The organism is Paraburkholderia sp. MM5384-R2, assembly GCF_014201025.1.
Lineage (GTDB): Bacteria > Pseudomonadota > Gammaproteobacteria > Burkholderiales > Burkholderiaceae > Paraburkholderia > Paraburkholderia tuberum.
On sequence record NZ_JACHDI010000001.1, the window covers coordinates 377,630 to 393,212 of the forward strand.

At 64.9% G+C, this 15,583-nt stretch carries 14 protein-coding genes; 1 reads left to right on the top strand and 13 read right to left on the bottom strand.

Annotated features, from left to right (window positions below):
* Positions 1-19: 19 nt before the first annotated feature.
* Positions 20-1,255, bottom strand: a complete 1,236-nt coding sequence (locus HDG37_RS01815; RefSeq protein WP_184043855.1) for a cytochrome P450 — start codon at positions 1,253-1,255, stop codon at positions 20-22.
* 282 nt (positions 1,256-1,537) lie between these two features.
* Here HDG37_RS01815 and serB point away from each other — a divergent pair, with 282 nt between their 5' ends.
* A complete protein-coding gene (gene serB, locus HDG37_RS01820; protein ID WP_184043857.1) occupies positions 1,538-2,377 on the top strand; it encodes a phosphoserine phosphatase SerB in 840 nt (279 codons plus the stop codon).
* Positions 2,378-2,455: 78 nt separating this feature from the next.
* On the opposite strand, the gene HDG37_RS38950 is transcribed toward serB, so the two are convergent.
* The 12 genes from HDG37_RS38950 to phaC form a co-directional block, all read right to left on the bottom strand.
* Entirely contained in the window at positions 2,456-2,587 is a 132-nt protein-coding gene (locus tag HDG37_RS38950) for a hypothetical protein (RefSeq protein ID WP_260321381.1), read from the bottom strand.
* 51 nt (positions 2,588-2,638) lie between these two features.
* Complete coding sequence (locus tag HDG37_RS38955; protein WP_260332716.1) at positions 2,639-3,088, bottom strand: hypothetical protein; 450 nt, start codon at positions 3,086-3,088, stop codon at positions 2,639-2,641.
* 183 nt (positions 3,089-3,271) lie between these two features.
* The gene (locus HDG37_RS01830; RefSeq protein ID WP_184043859.1) at positions 3,272-4,456 is read right to left on the bottom strand and encodes a cystathionine beta-lyase; all 1,185 of its coding nucleotides are present in this window, start codon (positions 4,454-4,456) and stop codon (positions 3,272-3,274) included.
* A gap of 84 nt (positions 4,457-4,540) precedes the next feature.
* Positions 4,541-5,206, bottom strand: a complete 666-nt coding sequence (locus tag HDG37_RS01835) for a hypothetical protein (RefSeq protein WP_184043860.1) — start codon at positions 5,204-5,206, stop codon at positions 4,541-4,543.
* 63 nt (positions 5,207-5,269) lie between these two features.
* Positions 5,270-6,454, bottom strand: coding sequence for a beta-ketothiolase BktB (gene bktB / locus HDG37_RS01840; RefSeq protein ID WP_184043862.1), 1,185 nt, complete (start codon positions 6,452-6,454; stop codon positions 5,270-5,272).
* A gap of 87 nt (positions 6,455-6,541) precedes the next feature.
* Positions 6,542-7,492: a sugar kinase gene (locus tag HDG37_RS01845; protein WP_090804664.1), complete on the bottom strand. Its 951-nt coding sequence runs from the start codon at positions 7,490-7,492 to the stop codon at positions 6,542-6,544.
* A gap of 3 nt (positions 7,493-7,495) precedes the next feature.
* A complete protein-coding gene (rimO, locus tag HDG37_RS01850; protein ID WP_184043864.1) occupies positions 7,496-8,890 on the bottom strand; it encodes a 30S ribosomal protein S12 methylthiotransferase RimO in 1,395 nt (464 codons plus the stop codon).
* An 81-nt stretch (positions 8,891-8,971) separates the two neighbouring features.
* Positions 8,972-10,015 carry a tRNA-dihydrouridine synthase gene (locus HDG37_RS01855; protein ID WP_184043866.1) on the bottom strand — a complete coding sequence of 348 codons (1,044 nt, stop codon included), beginning with the start codon at positions 10,013-10,015 and terminating at the stop codon, positions 8,972-8,974.
* Positions 10,016-10,288: 273 nt separating this feature from the next.
* Entirely contained in the window at positions 10,289-10,915 is a 627-nt protein-coding gene (gene phaR / locus HDG37_RS01860) for a polyhydroxyalkanoate synthesis repressor PhaR (RefSeq protein ID WP_184043868.1), read from the bottom strand.
* A 137-nt stretch (positions 10,916-11,052) separates the two neighbouring features.
* Positions 11,053-11,793: a 3-ketoacyl-ACP reductase gene (locus HDG37_RS01865; RefSeq protein ID WP_184003457.1), complete on the bottom strand. Its 741-nt coding sequence runs from the start codon at positions 11,791-11,793 to the stop codon at positions 11,053-11,055.
* 227 nt (positions 11,794-12,020) lie between these two features.
* Positions 12,021-13,202: an acetyl-CoA C-acetyltransferase gene (locus HDG37_RS01870; protein ID WP_184043870.1), complete on the bottom strand. Its 1,182-nt coding sequence runs from the start codon at positions 13,200-13,202 to the stop codon at positions 12,021-12,023.
* Between the two features lie 196 nt (positions 13,203-13,398).
* Positions 13,399-15,213: a class I poly(R)-hydroxyalkanoic acid synthase gene (gene phaC, locus HDG37_RS01875; protein WP_184044478.1), complete on the bottom strand. Its 1,815-nt coding sequence runs from the start codon at positions 15,211-15,213 to the stop codon at positions 13,399-13,401.
* Positions 15,214-15,583 lie beyond the last annotated feature (370 nt).

A 15,583-nucleotide genomic window follows, 5' to 3' on the forward strand; every position in this document is an offset into this window, starting at 1 on the left:
GGTCTACGCGACGCCCGCATCAAGGCTCGAGCAGGACCGGTACCGACGCAAACCCGCGAAACCGCACGCGAGCGCCCCGCGTCGGCTCACCATCGACGCGATACGCCGGGAAGCGCTGCACGAAGCGCCCGATCGCAATCCGCGCCTCCAGCCGCGCCAGCGACAGACCCGCGCACTGATGAATCCCGAACCCGAACGCGAGATGCCGGTTCGGGTCGCGGCGGATATCGAAGCGGTCCGGCTCGGCAAACTGCTCGGGATCGCGATTGGCCGCGCCGATGCACAGCGTGAGCGGCGTGCCGCGCGCGAGCGCGACGCCGCCGATCTCGGTATCGACGGTGGCCATGCGATTGCCGAGCTGGTTCGAACTCTCGAAGCGCAAGCACTCCTCGACCGCGGTGCCGATCAACTCCGGCTCGCGCAGCAGCGCGGCACGCTCGTCAGGCCACTCGCTCAGCGTGACGAGCCCGTTACCGATCAGGTTGGTGGTCGTTTCATGCCCGGCGTTCAGGATGAAAATGCAGTTCTGCAGCAGTTCGGCTTCAGATAGCTGCTCGTCCGGCCCCTCCCCCTGGATCAGCCGCGTCAGCACGTCGTGCTGCGGATCGCCCGGCTCGCGGCGGCGTCGTGCGACGAGGCCGCGCAGATAGTCGACGAATTCGCTGACCGCGCGATTGCCGCGCTCGAACTGCGCGTCGGTCAGCGACGGCTCGAGCGCGCCCAGTATCGCGAGCGACCAGTCGCGCAGCGGCGCGCGTTCATCGTGCGGCACCTCGAGCAGATTGCCGATCACCTCGACCGGAATCGCCGACGCGAATTCGCCGATCAGATCGATACGCCCGCGCTGCGCGGCCGCATCGAGCAGGCCGTCGACGAGCCGGATCAGGGCGGGCTCCATCGCCGCGATCGCGCGCGCGGTCAGCGCGCCGGCGATCAGCTTGCGCACCCGCGTATGGCGCGGTGGATCGTTGAACACGAGACTCGTGGTGTGATGCGCGTAGAGGAGAGAGTCGCCGTATTTCGGGCGGAATTCGACGGTCTTGTCGGAGCTGAAGGTCTTGGGGTCGCGGTAGACCGCCTGCACGTCGCGAAAGCGCGTCAGGAACAGCGAGCCGTCGGGCATGCGCCGGATTGGCTCATAGCTGCGCAGTGCGTGATAGACCGGATAGGGATCGGCGTAGAACGCCGGGCTCAGATGACGCAGATCGAAGTCGCGGGCAAGGGAGGATGCCTCGCGGGTGGTTGCCGGGGTCATGCGTTGTCTCCGTGGGGCGTCTTGTTGCGCCCGTGTGGGGTGGTGGGTTCGTGTGACCGTATTCGTTCGGCCTGCTGCGTTACGGCGATGCGCCGATCGCCGGCTTCAGCCAACGCGACGACTGCATCACATGATTCGATGCGCCAGTATGAACCGCACGCCGCCGGAGCGCACGGCAAGGCGCGGCATAGCCGCCGGCGACGGGCCAACGCACAGAACCGATACAATAGCGGGATTTTCCGCGCGCCACGCGCCTCTTTCTTCCCGCGTCACCGGTCGTTTATGAACCTCGTCATTCAAAGCGTCGCCCCCCTTTGCGCCGACCACCACAAAACGCTCGTCGCGCTCGCACGCGGCTCGCACGCCGCCGTCATCGACGAGCACGCGATTCGCATCGCCGACGCGAACCTCGCGCAACGCGCCGACGTCGAAGCGTATTGCTATGCGCATCGACTCGACTACGCGTTTGTCGAAACCGGCCGCCAGTTGAGCGACTTCGGCCTCGTCGCGATGGACATGGATTCGACGCTGATCACGATCGAGTGCATCGACGAAATCGCCGATTTCTGCGGACTCAAAGCCGAAGTCGCGGCGATCACCGAGGCTGCGATGCGCGGCGAGATCAAGGACTTCAACGAGAGCCTGATTCGTCGGGTCGCGCTGCTGAAAGGGCTCGACGCCAGCGCGCTCGAGCGCGTGTACGAGGAGCGGCTGCGGTTGTCGCCGGGCGCCGAACGCATGCTGGCCGGCGCGCAACAGGCGGGCCTGAAAACGCTGCTCGTGTCGGGCGGCTTCACGTTCTTCACCGCGAAGCTGAAGACGCGCCTTGGGCTCGATTTCACGCGCGCGAACACGCTTGAAATCATCGACGGCAAGCTGACCGGCAATGTGATGGGCGAGATCGTCAATGCCGAGGTGAAAGCGCGCACGCTGCGCGAAACCTGCGCGACGCTCGGCCTCGAACCGTCGCGCGCAATTGCGATGGGCGACGGCTCGAACGACCTGAAAATGATGGCCGAAGCGGGACTCTCCGTTGCATTCCGGGCGAAGCCGGTGGTGCGGGAAGCAGCCAGCGTGTCGTTCAATTTCGTTGGACTGGACGGTTTGTTGCGGTTGGTTTGAGGCTGGCGCTCGAGGGATCCGTTATCGCTCGCGTCGGCACAACGACCGACGCGCTGGCGAGCCGCGCAAACCGTTGCGTTATCTGTTGAAAATGGCCGGCAGGAACAGAGCGAACATGCCGATGGAAATCAGGATGCTGAAGATCAATACGCCCTTCATAATGCGATCGTGATTTTTGCCTATTTCCAATGACAGGATAAATTGTTTCATAAGCTCCTCCACAAGACAGAACAAGTATAAGAGCTGCACTATCCAATAAAACTAATTGAGGTAAATGTGCAGGGCCGCGGATAGAAGCGCCGCCAGGCAGGTCATGAAAATTGACGTGCCTATCGCCCCACGTGATTGCGCGCCAACCACGGACTCGGTCTGCCGGTGATCGATAAGTGTGACGAAGCCGTCCCGCCGCACCTTGAGTAAGCACGCCATCACGGCTATGGAACAGGCGAACGCCAACCCCCAGAACCCAACGATCCCCAACGCAAGCATCGACGTCTCCCCGCTGCCCTGCTCCAAGGCCATCACCGCCTCATAAATCGCGGCGGCGCAAAGTCCGATCGCACACCAGAACAGTTGCCCGTCCTTGACCGACGCCGCAATCATCGTCCTGGCAACGCGCCAGCCATACGCGGGCGCGACGAGCGCGAGCGTAAAGATCGGCCCGGCAATCGGCACCGCAAGGTTCAGCAACAGCCAGAAGAAAAGATTCATCCAAGCCCCTCCCCTGAGCGCCGCAACGTTATCCGGCAAGCACACGATCGTAGCGTCGCGCCGCGACATCGAACATTCGGCCGAACGGTCGGGTCTGCCTGATACTCAGGGCAACAAAAAAGCCCGCCGGGAACACATCCCGGCGGGCTTCTCGAACAACGTGTCGAACAGGGCTAACGCGCGTTAAGCCAGCTTGGCCAGGCTCTGCTCGATATCCGCACGCAGGTCCGCCTCGTCTTCCAGACCGATATAGAAGCGCACCAACGTGCCGCGATGCGGCCACTGCGCCGCAGTGCGCATCGACGCGATGTCGTACGGCATCGCGAGGCTATGCGCGCCGCCCCAGCTCCAGCCGAGCGAAAACAGTTCGAGCGACTCGCAAAACGTGTCGATCCGCGCCGCGCTGTACCGTTCGTCGAACACCACCGAGAACAGTCCGCCCGCGCCGCTGAAATCGCGCTTGTACACTTCGTGCCCCGGACAGTCGGCGAGCGCCGGATGCAACACCGCGACGATTTCCGGCCGGCTCTTCAACCACGTCGCGAGCGACAGCGCCACCCGATCGTGCTGCGCGAAACGCAACTGCATGCTCGGCAGGCTGCGCAGGATCAGCGAGCAGTCGTCCGAGGACACGCCGATGCCCATGCGCATGCGCGCCGCCTTCAGCTTCACATGCACGTCGCGCTCGACCGTGATCGTCGCGCCCATCAGCACGTCGCCGCCGCCCGACTGGTATTTGGTCAGCGCCTGCACCGAGATGTCGACGCCGTGCTCGAACGGCCGGAACGCGAGGCCCGCGGACCACGTGTTGTCGATCGCGGTGACGACCTTGCGCGCGCGCGCCGCAGCCGTGATGGCCGGTACGTCGGGCACTTCCATCGTCACCGAGCCGGGCGCCTCGATCCAGATCAGGCGCGTGTTCGGCTGGATCAGACTGGCGATGCCCGCGCCGATCAGCGGATCGTAGTAGCGCGCCGTGATACCGAAATCGCGCGCGAGCCAGTCGCCGTGGTCGCGGTTCGGCGAGTACACGTTATCGGGAATCAGCACGTCGTCGCCGGCCTTCACGAGGCCGAAGTAGACGTTCGAGATCGACGACAGCCCCGACGGCTGCAGCAGCGCATGATTGCCGCCCTCGATCGCGGCGAGGCGCTGAGCGAGCGCGATCTGCGTCGGCGTCGCATGCAGGCCGTAGCGCCATTGCGCGTCGTTTTTCCAGTCGAGCGCGCGCATCGCGGCGAGGTCGGGAAACACCACCGTCGACGCGCGCGTGACGGGCGTCGAGAACGATTCGAAGCCCGGCGTGATCTGGTCCTCGGCACGCACGATGCGGGTCTGCAGGCCATGTTTGAATTTGGATTCAGTCATGTGAAGCTCGGTGAAAAACATGGTGAAGCGAGCCTGAAGCAACGGCCGCGCTGCGCGATTCCGGATGCCCGGCGCGCGCGCGCATCAGTAGCCCGTTTGCAGGTTGCTGACGCCGCCCACTGGGTGCCCGCCGGCAGCGGGTGCCGGCGCGGGAGCCGCCGCGCCGTTGGCCCCGGCCGGTTGCGGTGAGGGGGCGGCAGGCCTCGTCGCCGCACCGCCGGCCGAGCCGGCCAACGGCACCGCCTGCCCTGCCGCCAGCGGCTTCAGGTTGAATTCCTGCGGGTTCGAATCGTCGACGTTCATGCGGTCGCCTTCGAGCGAGCCGTCCGCCGCGAACTTGCCGACCCAGTTGCCGGTGATATGCGTGCCGTCGTTCGATTCCTCGACTTCGAGCGTATCGCCGTCGCGATCGCCGGCGATCAGAATCACCTCGCCGCTATCGGTGTACTGATACTCGCCGTGCACGCCAGATGGATCGTCGGTCTTGGGCCCGAGCCGCAGCACGATCGGCCGCGCGCCGAGCGTGCCCACGTAGCGCGGAAACTTCGCGAACTCGGGGCTCGGTTTCAGCGGCAGCTGGATCGGCGGCGGCGCGGCCAGTGCCTTGACCGCATCGCTTTCCGCCCACGCCTGCGACGGCATCCACAGCACCGTGCCCGTACACAACAGCGCGGCGGCGCTCACCACCACGCCGGCGCGCCGGCGCAAGGCGCGCGTTGCCGAACCCTTCGTCACTTTCGCTTCCTGCATCCCGTCGATCCCTGTTGCTGGTTCCTGCTTGCTACCTATGTCGCGCCGGCCTGCCGTGCGCGCTCACAGACGCTCGAAAACCGCCGCGATCCCCTGCCCGCCGCCGATGCACATCGTGACGAGCGCATAGCGCCCGCCGATGCGCTGCAGCTCGTACAGCGCCTTCACGGTGATCAGCGCGCCGGTCGCGCCGATCGGATGGCCGAGCGAAATGCCCGAGCCATTCGGATTGACCTTGGCCGGATCGAAGCCGAGCTCCTTGCTGACCGCGCAGGCCTGCGCGGCGAATGCCTCGTTGGCCTCGATCACGTCGAGATCGGCGACCGTGAGACCCGCCCGCTCGAGCGCCTTGCGACTCGCCGGCACCGGGCCGATGCCCATATACGCCGGATCGACGCCCGCATGCGCGTACGACACGAGTCGCGCCAACGGCTTCACGCCGCGCCGCTCGGCGACGCCACGCTCCATCAGTACGACGGCCGCGGCCGCGTCGTTGATGCCCGAGGCGTTGCCCGCCGTCACCGTGCCGTTTTCCTTCGCGAACACCGGCTTCAACTTCGCGAAGTCGTCCGCCGTTGCGTTCAGCCTCGCGTGCTCGTCCGTGTCGAACACGACGTCGCCCTTCTTCGACGCAATCGTGATCGGCAGAATCTGTTCCTTGAAGTAGCCGCTCGTGATCGCGTGGGCCGCGCGACGATGCGACTCGAGCGCGAGCGCGTCCTGCGCGTCGCGCGAGATCTCGTATTTGCGCGCGACGTTCTCGGCGGTCACGCCCATGTGGATCGACTGGAAAGGATCGTTGAGCGCGCCGACCATCATGTCGACGAGACGCGCGTCGCCCATGCGCTGTCCGAAGCGCGCGGCCGGCATCGAGTACGGCGCGCGGCTCATGTTTTCCGCGCCACCGCCGATCGCAATGTCGGCGTCGCCTAGCAGCACGCTCTGCGCGGCCGAAACGATGGCCTGCAAGCCCGAGCCGCACAGCCGGTTCACGGTCAGCGCGGGCGTATGCTGCGCGACCCCGCCGTTGATCGCGGCGACGCGCGCGAGATACATGTCTTTCGGCTCGGTGTGCACGACGTTGCCGAACACGACGTGTCCGACTTCGTCGCCCGACACGCTCGCGCGCTCGAGCACTTCGCGCACCACGCGCGCGCCGAGATCGGTCGGCGCGAAATCCTTCAGGCCGCCGCCGAACGTGCCGATTGCCGTGCGCACACCACTTACCACCACTACGTCCCGTTGCATCGCCTGTCCCTCCTGTTGTCTCTCCAGTCTGCCTGGATGATTGCACCAGCGCGGGCCATGCTGCGCCGCGCGCGGCTTACGTAAAACCTAGTTCGCCAGCCGCCGCTCGACGGTCTCGCGCGACGGAATCGGCGCGACCGCGCCATAACCTTGCGTGGACAGCGCGGCGGCAACGTTCGCGTAGCGCGCGGCGGCAAATGGATCGTCGCCCGCGACGATGCGCGCGATGAAGGCGCCGCCGAAGCAGTCGCCGGCGCCGGTTGCATCGACCGCGTCGACGACATGGCCCGGCACGACGCGCCGCTCGTTGGGTGTCGCGATATACGAGCCGTCCTTGCCGAGCTTCAGCGCGACCACGCCCGGCCCATGCGACAGCAGAAAATCGACGATCTCGTCACGGCCGGTCAGCCCCGTCAGTTCGGTCACATCGTCCCAGCTCGGCAGGCAGATGTCAGTCTGGCGGATCGCCTCGAGCATCACCGCGCGCGCCCGCGCCAGCGGCCACAGCTTAAGACGCAGATTGGTGTCGAAGCTCACGCGCGCGCCGTTCGCGCGCGCATGCGCGATCGCTTCGAGCGCGGCGTCGCAGGCGCTGACGCTGATCGCGAGACTGATGCCGGACAGATGGACGACCTTCGCCGCCGCGAGCGCGTCGCGCGGCAGATCGGCGGGTGCATAGCGGCTCGCCGCCGAGCCCGCGCGCAGATAGTCGAACGCGTGGCCGTTGGGGCCGTGAGACACGAAATAGACGCCGGTCGACGCCTGCGCATCGATGCGCACGAACGACGTGTCGACCTGCTCGCGCTCCCACAGATCGACCAGCAGGCGTCCGAAATGATCGGCGCCGACCGCCGACACGAAACCGGTCCTCGCACCCTGGCGCGCGGCCGCGATGCAGAAGTTCGACGTATCGCCGCCGAAGCCTTGCAGGTAGTTCGGTTGATCCTTCGCCGACTGGTTGAATTCGATCATCGCCTCGCCGAGCGCGAGGATGTCCGGTGTGTGAGCTTCAGGCTGTGCGGCCGCGCTGTGCGTCATCGCTTAGACCTCGCCCCACAAATCGTGGCCGTCCGCGCCGGTGATCTTCACCGATACGAAATCGCCGACCTTGTAGCGCTTCGACGCCTTGGCGGACGGCGCGATATAGACGACGCCGTCGATCTCCGGCGCATCCGCCGCGGTGCGGCCGATGCCGCCGTCCGCGTTGATTTCGTCGACGAGCACCTTCAGCGTCTTGCCGACCTTCCTCGCGATGCGCTTGGCCGACACCTGCTCGGCCACTTCCATGAAGCGCGCGCGACGTTCCTCACGCACTTCATCGGGCAGCGCGCCGTCGAGTTCATTCGCGCTCGCGCCTTCGACCGGCGAATACGCGAAACAGCCGACGCGATCGAGCTCCGCCTCGCGGATGAAATCGAGCAGCGTCTCGAACTGCTCTTCGGTCTCGCCCGGAAAGCCGGCGATGAACGTGCTGCGGATCGTCAGATCGGGGCAGATCTCGCGCCAGGCCTTGACGCGCTCCATCACCTTCCCGGCGTTGGCCGGGCGCTTCATGCGCTTCAGCACTTCCGGATGCGCGTGCTGGAACGGCACGTCGAGATACGGCAGCACATGGCCCTTGTACGGACCCTCGGCCATCATCGGAATCACTTCGTCGACGCTCGGATACGGATACACGTAATGCAGGCGCACCCACGCACCATATTGCGCGGCGAGTTCGCCGAGCGCGGCGACCAGATCCGTCATGCGCGTCTTGATCGGCTTGCCGTTCCAGAAACCGGTGCGGTATTTGACGTCGACGCCATATGCGCTCGTGTCCTGCGAGATCACGAGCAGTTCCTTCACGCCGGACTTGAACAGGTTCTCCGCTTCGAGCATCACTTCCGCGACCGGGCGCGACACCAGATCGCCGCGCATCGACGGGATGATGCAGAACGTGCAGCGGTGATTGCAGCCTTCGGAAATCTTCAGGTACGCGTAGTGGCGCGGCGTGAGCTTGACGCCCGCGGCGGGCACCAGATCGACGAACGGATCGTGCGGCTTCGGCAGATGGCTGTGCACCGCCTGCATCACCTCGCCGAGCGCGTGCGGGCCGGTTACGGCGAGCACCTTCGGATGCACTTCCTCGATCAGCCCCGAGCCGCTCGCGCTCTTCTTCGCGCCGAGGCAACCGGTGACGATCACCTTGCCGTTTTCGTTGAGCGCTTCGCCGATCGCGTCGAGGCTTTCCTGCACGGCTTCGTCGATGAAGCCGCAGGTGTTGACGACCACGAGGTCCGCGCCGTCATAGGTGCCGGAGATTTCGTAGCCTTCGGCGCGCAACTGGGTGATGATCTGCTCGGAATCGACGAGGGCCTTGGGGCAGCCGAGAGAGACGAAGCCGACTTTCGGCGTGGCGCCCGGCACGGCCGGAGCGTTCGAGGGGGTGGAAGACATGGGGAACCGCTTGAAGACGTTAAACCCTGAATTGTAGCGGTTCGCCACCGCCACCGCTCGTAAGTCTTTGAATTCTAGCCTTCAAACGGGGATGGGTTCGGCAGGACCGGGTTGATTCAGCTCGCTGTTTTCGTCGCTGGAAACGTGCCGACGCGTCGGCGCCGACGCGGCTCCGGCCGCCAGCGCCTGGCCGATTACCGTAAGAATTTCGTCAGAGTCCTGCACTCGCCGGATCGCCGCATGCAGTTCGGCGGCTTGCGGCCAGGTCCGCTGCAGGTAGCTGAGCCACTTCTTGACGCGGCCGTGCTCATGGGTCAGCGTGCCATGCGCCCGCAGCTTGTTCATGTAGCCGACGATCGAACCCAGCACCTGCTGCCATTCGTCGGCAGATGGACACGGGTCGATGAGCCCGCGGATTCGCTGCGCGAGGAACGGATCGGACACGGCGCCGCGCCCGATCATCACGTCCGCGCAGCCGCTGACCGAGCGGCAACGCTGCCAGTCCCCCACCGTCCAGACTTCGCCGTTCGCGACGACGGGCACGTCGACGGCGTCGTCGATGCGCGCGATCCACTCCCAGTGCGCAGGCGGCCGATAGCGGTCGTCGCGCGTGCGCGCATGCACGACGAGCGAGGCCGCGCCGCCGTCCGCGAGCGCCTGCGCGCATTCGATCGCCCGCGACGTGTCGGACACGCCGAGGCGCATTTTTGCCGTCACCGCGATATCGGCAGGCACCGCGGTGCGCACGGCCGAGACGATCTGGTTCAGCAACTTCGGGTTCGCGAGCAGCATCGCGCCGCCGCCGTGCTGATTGACGACTTTGGCGGGACAGCCGAAGTTCAGGTCGATACCGTAGGGCGACAGCGTGGCCGCGCACGCGGCATTGCGTGCCATCCACTCGGGATCGCTGCCGAGCAGTTGGATCACCATCGGCGTGCCGCTGGCGGTCACGCTCGCGTGCAGGATTTCGGGCGCCTCGCGCTCGTAGACGCGGGTTGGCAGCAGCGAGCCTGTGATGCGGATGAACTCGGACACGCAGCCGTCGAAAGCGCCCGCGCTCGTCAGCACGTCGCGCAGCACATAGTCAGCGAGCCCTTCCATCGGGGCGAGAAACAGCCGGCTCATGAGCGGTGTGGGTGAACGGGGAGTCAGAGCAGAATGATCCGCGCGGCCTTCGCAACGGAAGACGCTGACGCGATCAGGGAGACGGTCTGAAACATAGGACGGGTCCAGCGGAAGAAACGGTAACGGCGCAAGCAGCGGTGTGCCGGCAGTGGACGCAACGGATATCGAGCCGCGGCCGGAATCCGGTTCCGACGGAAAAGCGTCCCCACGCGCGGGCCGCCATTGTAGCGCGTCGGCGGCTGCACTCCCGCGAGCTCGCCGCCATTCACTCCTTCACTTCTTCTCCGTCTCCGGATTGGCCTGCGGCGTGGCCGGCGCATTGCTCACATTGCTCACATTGCTCGCATTGACCGCGCCGCCCGGCGTAAACGGGAACGTGGCGAACATGGTCTTCGCCTGATTCTGCATCTGCTCCTGCATCTGCACGAACATGTTCTTCGATTGCTCGATGTAGCTGGTCATCATGCCCTGCATCATCGGCGCCTGCATGTTCATGAACTGCGACCAGACTTCGGGGTTCATCGCCTTGCCTTCATAGAGATTCTTCGACTGGTCGGCAAGCTTCGCCTGAATGTCGATGAAGGCCTGGATGTTCTTTTCCAGATACGTGCCCATCATGCCCTGCATCGCATGACCGTAGAACCGGATGATCTGCGACAGCATCGACGACGAGAACATCGGCAGGCCGCCGCTCTCCTCTTCGAGAATGATCTGCAGCAGGATCGAGCGCGTCAGGTCCTCGTTGCTTTTGGCATCGATCACCTTGAAATCTTCCTGATCGAGCACGAGTTGCTTCACATCAGTCAGCGTGATGTAGGTACTCGTCTCGGTGTCGTAGAGCCGACGATTCGGATATTTCTTGATCAGTCGTTCGGCCGTTTTCTTTGTAGTAGTAGTCATGTAACGCCTTTAAGCTCGAGTTAAGCAAACGCGGAAACGGCGTCCGGGCTGTGCAACGGCATCCATTGCGCAGCCCGGACGCCGGCAAAACCCTCTGAGCCGAAGCGCGCCGCCTTCCGGTCCGGCGCGCCAATGGCTCAGCCCATATGCAAGCCGCCGTTCAGCGAAAAATCGGCGCCCGTAGCGAAGCCCGATTCTTCCGACGCAAGCCACGCGACGATCGAGCCGATTTCGCCCGGCTGACCGAGGCGGCGCACCGGAATCGTCGCGACGATTTTTTCCAGCACGTCCGGGCGGATCGCCTTGACCATGTCGGTGCCGATGTAGCCCGGCGACACGGTGTTGACCGTCACGCCCTTGGTCGCCACTTCCTGCGCGAGTGACATCGTAAAGCCATGAATGCCGGCCTTCGCGGTCGAATAATTGGTCTGGCCGAACTGGCCCTTCTGGCCGTTCACCGACGAAATGTTGATCACCCGGCCAAAGCCACGCTCGACCATGCCGTCGATCACCTGCTTGGTGACGTTGAACAGGCTGGTCAGATTGGTGTCGATTACCGCCGTCCAGTCTTCGTGCGTCATCTTGCGGAACACGACGTCGCGCGTGATGCCGGCATTGTTGACCAGCACGTCGATCTCGCCGACTTCGGCCTTGACCTTGTCGAATGCGTCCTTGGTCGATTGCCAGTCACCGACGTTACCCTCGGAGGCGACGAAGTCGTAGCCGAGTACCTTCTGCTCGTCGAGCCACTTCGCACGGCGCGGCGAATTCGGGCCGCAGCCGGCGATCACCCTGAAGCCTTCCTTGTGCAGACGCTGGCAGATGCTGGTGCCGATGCCGCCCATGCCGCCCGTTACGTACGCAATTCGCTGTGTCATAAACCACACTCCGTTATCGTTGTCGAGGCACCTGCCGGCGACCTCGTGCCTCGCCTGATGCTGGTTCGCGTTGCCGCCGGGCGACCGTCTGGCAACGCGCACTGCCGACACGAGTCACCTGTTGCAACGCGCCGCACCGCCAGTTGGCGTGCCGCGCGGCCAGATGCCTGTGCCGGCGAAGACCGCGCGCGACCGGTCGCGAGTGCGCGCGGCGTACCCAGCGTACTTTAAACGCGCTCGACCGCGAGCGCGACACCCATGCCGCCGCCGATACACAGCGACGCCAGACCCTTCTTCGCATCGCGCTTCTGCATTTCGTGCAGCAGCGTGACGAGAATCCGGCAACCGGACGCGCCGATCGGGTGCCCGATCGCGATCGCGCCGCCGTTCACGTTGATCTTCGACGTGTCCCAGCCCATCTGCTTGTGCACGGCGAGCGCCTGCGCGGCAAACGCTTCGTTGATTTCCATCAGGTCGAGGTCGGCCGGCGTCCAGCCCGCGCGCTCGAGGCAACGGCGCGAAGCCGGTACCGGGCCCATACCCATCACCTTCGGATCGACACCCGCGTTCGCGTATGCCTTGATGCGCGCGAGCGGCGTGAGGCCGAGCGCTTCCGCTTTTTTCAGCGACATCACGAGCACCGCGGCTGCGCCGTCGTTCAGACCCGATGCGTTGGCCGCCGTGACCGTGCCTTCCTTCGAGAACGCCGGCTTCAGGCTCGCGAGTGATTCGGCCGTCACGCCATGACGCACGAATTCGTCGGTGGTGAAGCGCAGCGGCTCGCCCTTGCGTTGCGGAATCTCGACCGGCACGATTTCGTCGTTGAAGCGCCCCGCCTTCTGCGCGGCTTCCGCCTTGTTCTGCGACAGCGCCGCGAACGCGTCCTGCTGTTCGCGCGTGATGCCGTGCTCCTTCGCGACGTTCTCGGCCGTCACGCCCATGTGGTACTGGTTGTAGACGTCCCACAGGCCGTCGACGATCATCGAGTCGATCAGCTTCGCGTCGCCCATGCGGAAACCGTCGCGCGAACCCGGCAGTACGTGCGGCGCGGCGCTCATGTTTTCCTGGCCGCCTGCCACGACGATGTCCGCGTCACCGGCGATGATCGCGTTGGCCGCGAGCATCACGGCCTTCAGACCTGAGCCGCAGACCTTGTTGATCGTCATGCCCGGCACGGCGGCCGGCAAACCCGCCTTGATCAGCGCCTGACGCGCGGGGTTCTGACCGGAGCCCGCCGTCAGCACCTGGCCCAGAATAACTTCGCTCACCTGTTCCGGCTTCACGCCTGCCCGTTCGAGCACGGCGCGCACCGCGAGCGCGCCGAGTTCAGGTGCGGCAATCTTCGCCAGCGACCCACCAAACTTGCCCACTGCAGTACGAGCGGCCGATACGATCACAACATCAGTCATTTCCATATCCTCCGGGCATCCCGGCCAACTGCGCCACAGCCCGTTACGTTAAAAATTGCGTTGCAACTTGCGTTGCTCTCACGCCTTCATCAACCAGACGCTCATTCACCTGCCAAACACCTATGCACCGGCCGACTGCGCACTATGCCGACGTCGACAGCAATGCCGTACGCGCGCGTCGAGCCTGCGCGTAAACCTACTCCCGCTGCCGCACGTAGCGGCCCGGCGCCGGCTCGATGACCGGGAATTCGTCGGAGCCCAAATTGGCGCGCGGCTTCACTTTCTTGCCGCCGTACTGATCGAGCCAGTCGGTCCATTCCGGCCACCAGCTGCCGGGCACTTCGGTCGCCGCGTCGAACCATTCGTCCGCGCTTTCGGGCAGCGTCTTCGCGTCGGTATCGAGCTTCCAGAAGCTGCGCTTTTTCTTCGCGGGCGGATTGATCACGCCGGCGATATGGCCCGACGCGCCGAGCACGAACTTTAGCGGCCCGGTGAGCAGCGGCGCCGACGCATACGCGGTTTGCCACGGCACGATATGGTCTTCGCGCGAACCGTAGATGAAGGTCGGCACGTCGATCTTCGACAGATCGATCGGCTCGCCGCAGGTGGTCAGCGCACCGGGCTCGCGCAGTTTGTTCTCGAGATACGTGTTGCGCAGATACCAGACGTACATCGGCCCAGGCAGACTGGTCGAGTCGCTGTTCCAGTACAGCAGGTCGAACGGTACCGGCGTGCGGCCCTTCAGGTAACTGTCGACGACATAGTTCCACACGAGGTCGTTCGGGCGCAGGAACGAGAACGTGTTCGCGAACTCGACGCCGCGCATCAGTCCCGGCGGCGCGCCGTTCTTGCCGCCGATGCTCTGCTCGCGCATCTGCACGTGCGCCTCGTCGACGAACACGTCGAGCACGCCCGTGTCGGAGAAGTCGAGCATCGCGGTGAGCAGCGTCATCGACGCGGCCGGATGTTCGCCGCGCGCCGCAGCCACCGCGAGCGCGGTGGCGAGCATCGTGCCGCCGACGCAAAAGCCGAGCGTATTGATCTGCTCGCGGCCGCTGATCTTGCGCACGGTGTCGATCGAGGTGAGCACACCCTCGCCGATGTAGTCGTCCCACGTCTTGTGCGCGATGGACTGATCCGCGTTGCGCCACGAAATCAGGAACACCTGATGGCCCGAATCAAGCCCGTGCGCGACGAGCGAGTTTTCGGGTTGCAGGTCGAGAATGTAGTACTTGTTGATGCACGGCGGCACGATCAGGAGCGGCCGCTCGCGCACGGTCGCCGTGCGCGGCTTGTACTGGATCAGTTGCAGCAGATCGTTCTCGAACACGACCGAACCTTCGGTGTTCGCGAGGTTCTCGCCGACCGCGAAACGCGATTCGTCGGTTTGGGAAATCTTGCCGCGCTGCATGTCGGCGAGCAGGTTCATCACGCCCTGGCGCAAGCTCTCGCCTTTGCTGTCGAGCAGCGTTTTCTGCGCTTCGGGATTCAGCGCGAAGAAGTTGCTCGGCGAGGCCGCCGCGGTCCACTGCTGGACCGCGAAGCGAATGCGCTCGCGGGTTTTCGGCTGGGTGTCGAGCGCGTCGACCATCTGCTGCAGATAGCGAGCGTTCAGCAGATACCACGCGGCAGTGAACGCGTAGGCGGGCGCCGCGCTCCAGGCGTCTGCGCTAAAGCGCCGGTCCTTGAGCTCGGGCGCCTTGATCGCCGACGTGGTGGCCTGCTGGATCAGCTCCATCGCCTCGCGCGAATAGTCGGTCTGCAGCTTCTGCAAACGCTCGGGCGGAATCGCGGCGTTGGGAATGCTCAGCCCCGGCAACGACGGCAACGCACCGGCGGCCAGCTTGCTGAAGTCGGGCATGCCGGGAAACGCCGGTATTTGCGGGAAGCCCGCCGCTATCTGTGCAAGGTCCGGCATCTGCGGCATTGAGGGCATCTGAAATGCCGTGCCATCGGGCTGCGCGCCGAACGAACGCCAGGCGTTCATCCAGGCGTCGAGAAATTGCAGCATGCCTGCGGCTGACGATGCACCGCTCGTACCGGCCTGCTGCGTCTGCTCCTTCGAGGAGTCGGTGCTGGGGGAAGCTGAGGAATGAGATGCTGCCATACCTGCTTTTGACCGGTAAGTCCTTGCGGACGGGTTAAGAGGCAGGTCCGTGCGCATGTGGCGATTGCTCGCGACTTCGTCACGCCCTGTCCCATGAACGACGAGGAGCTTAGAAGGAACATTCTTGCTCCCCATCACAAGGCATGTCAATGCTTGCTCCCGATTTTGCCGCAGTGCGATAGTTTTTTAATTATCGTTTTCCCTGTATGGCAAATCGCGCTTTAACGCACCAAATGATGCCTGCCGCGGGTAAATCCGAAAAACTCCTATGGCG

Bases quoted from the DNA above. Each gene is read 5' to 3' on its own strand.
- HDG37_RS01870 (WP_184043870.1), bottom strand. From the start codon at position 13,202: ATGACTGATGTTGTGATCGTATCGGCCGCTCGTACTGCAGTGGGCAAG.
- HDG37_RS01865 (WP_184003457.1), bottom strand. From the start codon at position 11,793: ATGACACAGCGAATTGCGTACGTAACGGGCGGCATGGGCGGCATCGGC.
- bktB (WP_184043862.1), bottom strand. From the start codon at position 6,454: ATGCAACGGGACGTAGTGGTGGTAAGTGGTGTGCGCACGGCAATCGGC.
- serB (WP_184043857.1), top strand. From the start codon at position 1,538: ATGAACCTCGTCATTCAAAGCGTCGCCCCCCTTTGCGCCGACCACCAC.
- HDG37_RS01835 (WP_184043860.1), bottom strand. From the start codon at position 5,206: ATGCAGGAAGCGAAAGTGACGAAGGGTTCGGCAACGCGCGCCTTGCGC.
- HDG37_RS01815 (WP_184043855.1), bottom strand. From the start codon at position 1,255: ATGACCCCGGCAACCACCCGCGAGGCATCCTCCCTTGCCCGCGACTTC.
- rimO (WP_184043864.1), bottom strand. From the start codon at position 8,890: ATGTCTTCCACCCCCTCGAACGCTCCGGCCGTGCCGGGCGCCACGCCG.
- HDG37_RS01855 (WP_184043866.1), bottom strand. From the start codon at position 10,015: ATGAGCCGGCTGTTTCTCGCCCCGATGGAAGGGCTCGCTGACTATGTG.
- phaC (WP_184044478.1), bottom strand. From the start codon at position 15,213: ATGCTGCAATTTCTCGACGCCTGGATGAACGCCTGGCGTTCGTTCGGC.
- HDG37_RS01830 (WP_184043859.1), bottom strand. From the start codon at position 4,456: ATGACTGAATCCAAATTCAAACATGGCCTGCAGACCCGCATCGTGCGT.
- HDG37_RS38950 (WP_260321381.1), bottom strand. From the start codon at position 2,587: ATGAAACAATTTATCCTGTCATTGGAAATAGGCAAAAATCACGATCGC.
- phaR (WP_184043868.1), bottom strand. From the start codon at position 10,915: ATGACTACTACTACAAAGAAAACGGCCGAACGACTGATCAAGAAATAT.
- HDG37_RS38955 (WP_260332716.1), bottom strand. From the start codon at position 3,088: ATGAATCTTTTCTTCTGGCTGTTGCTGAACCTTGCGGTGCCGATTGCC.
- HDG37_RS01845 (WP_090804664.1), bottom strand. From the start codon at position 7,492: ATGACGCACAGCGCGGCCGCACAGCCTGAAGCTCACACACCGGACATC.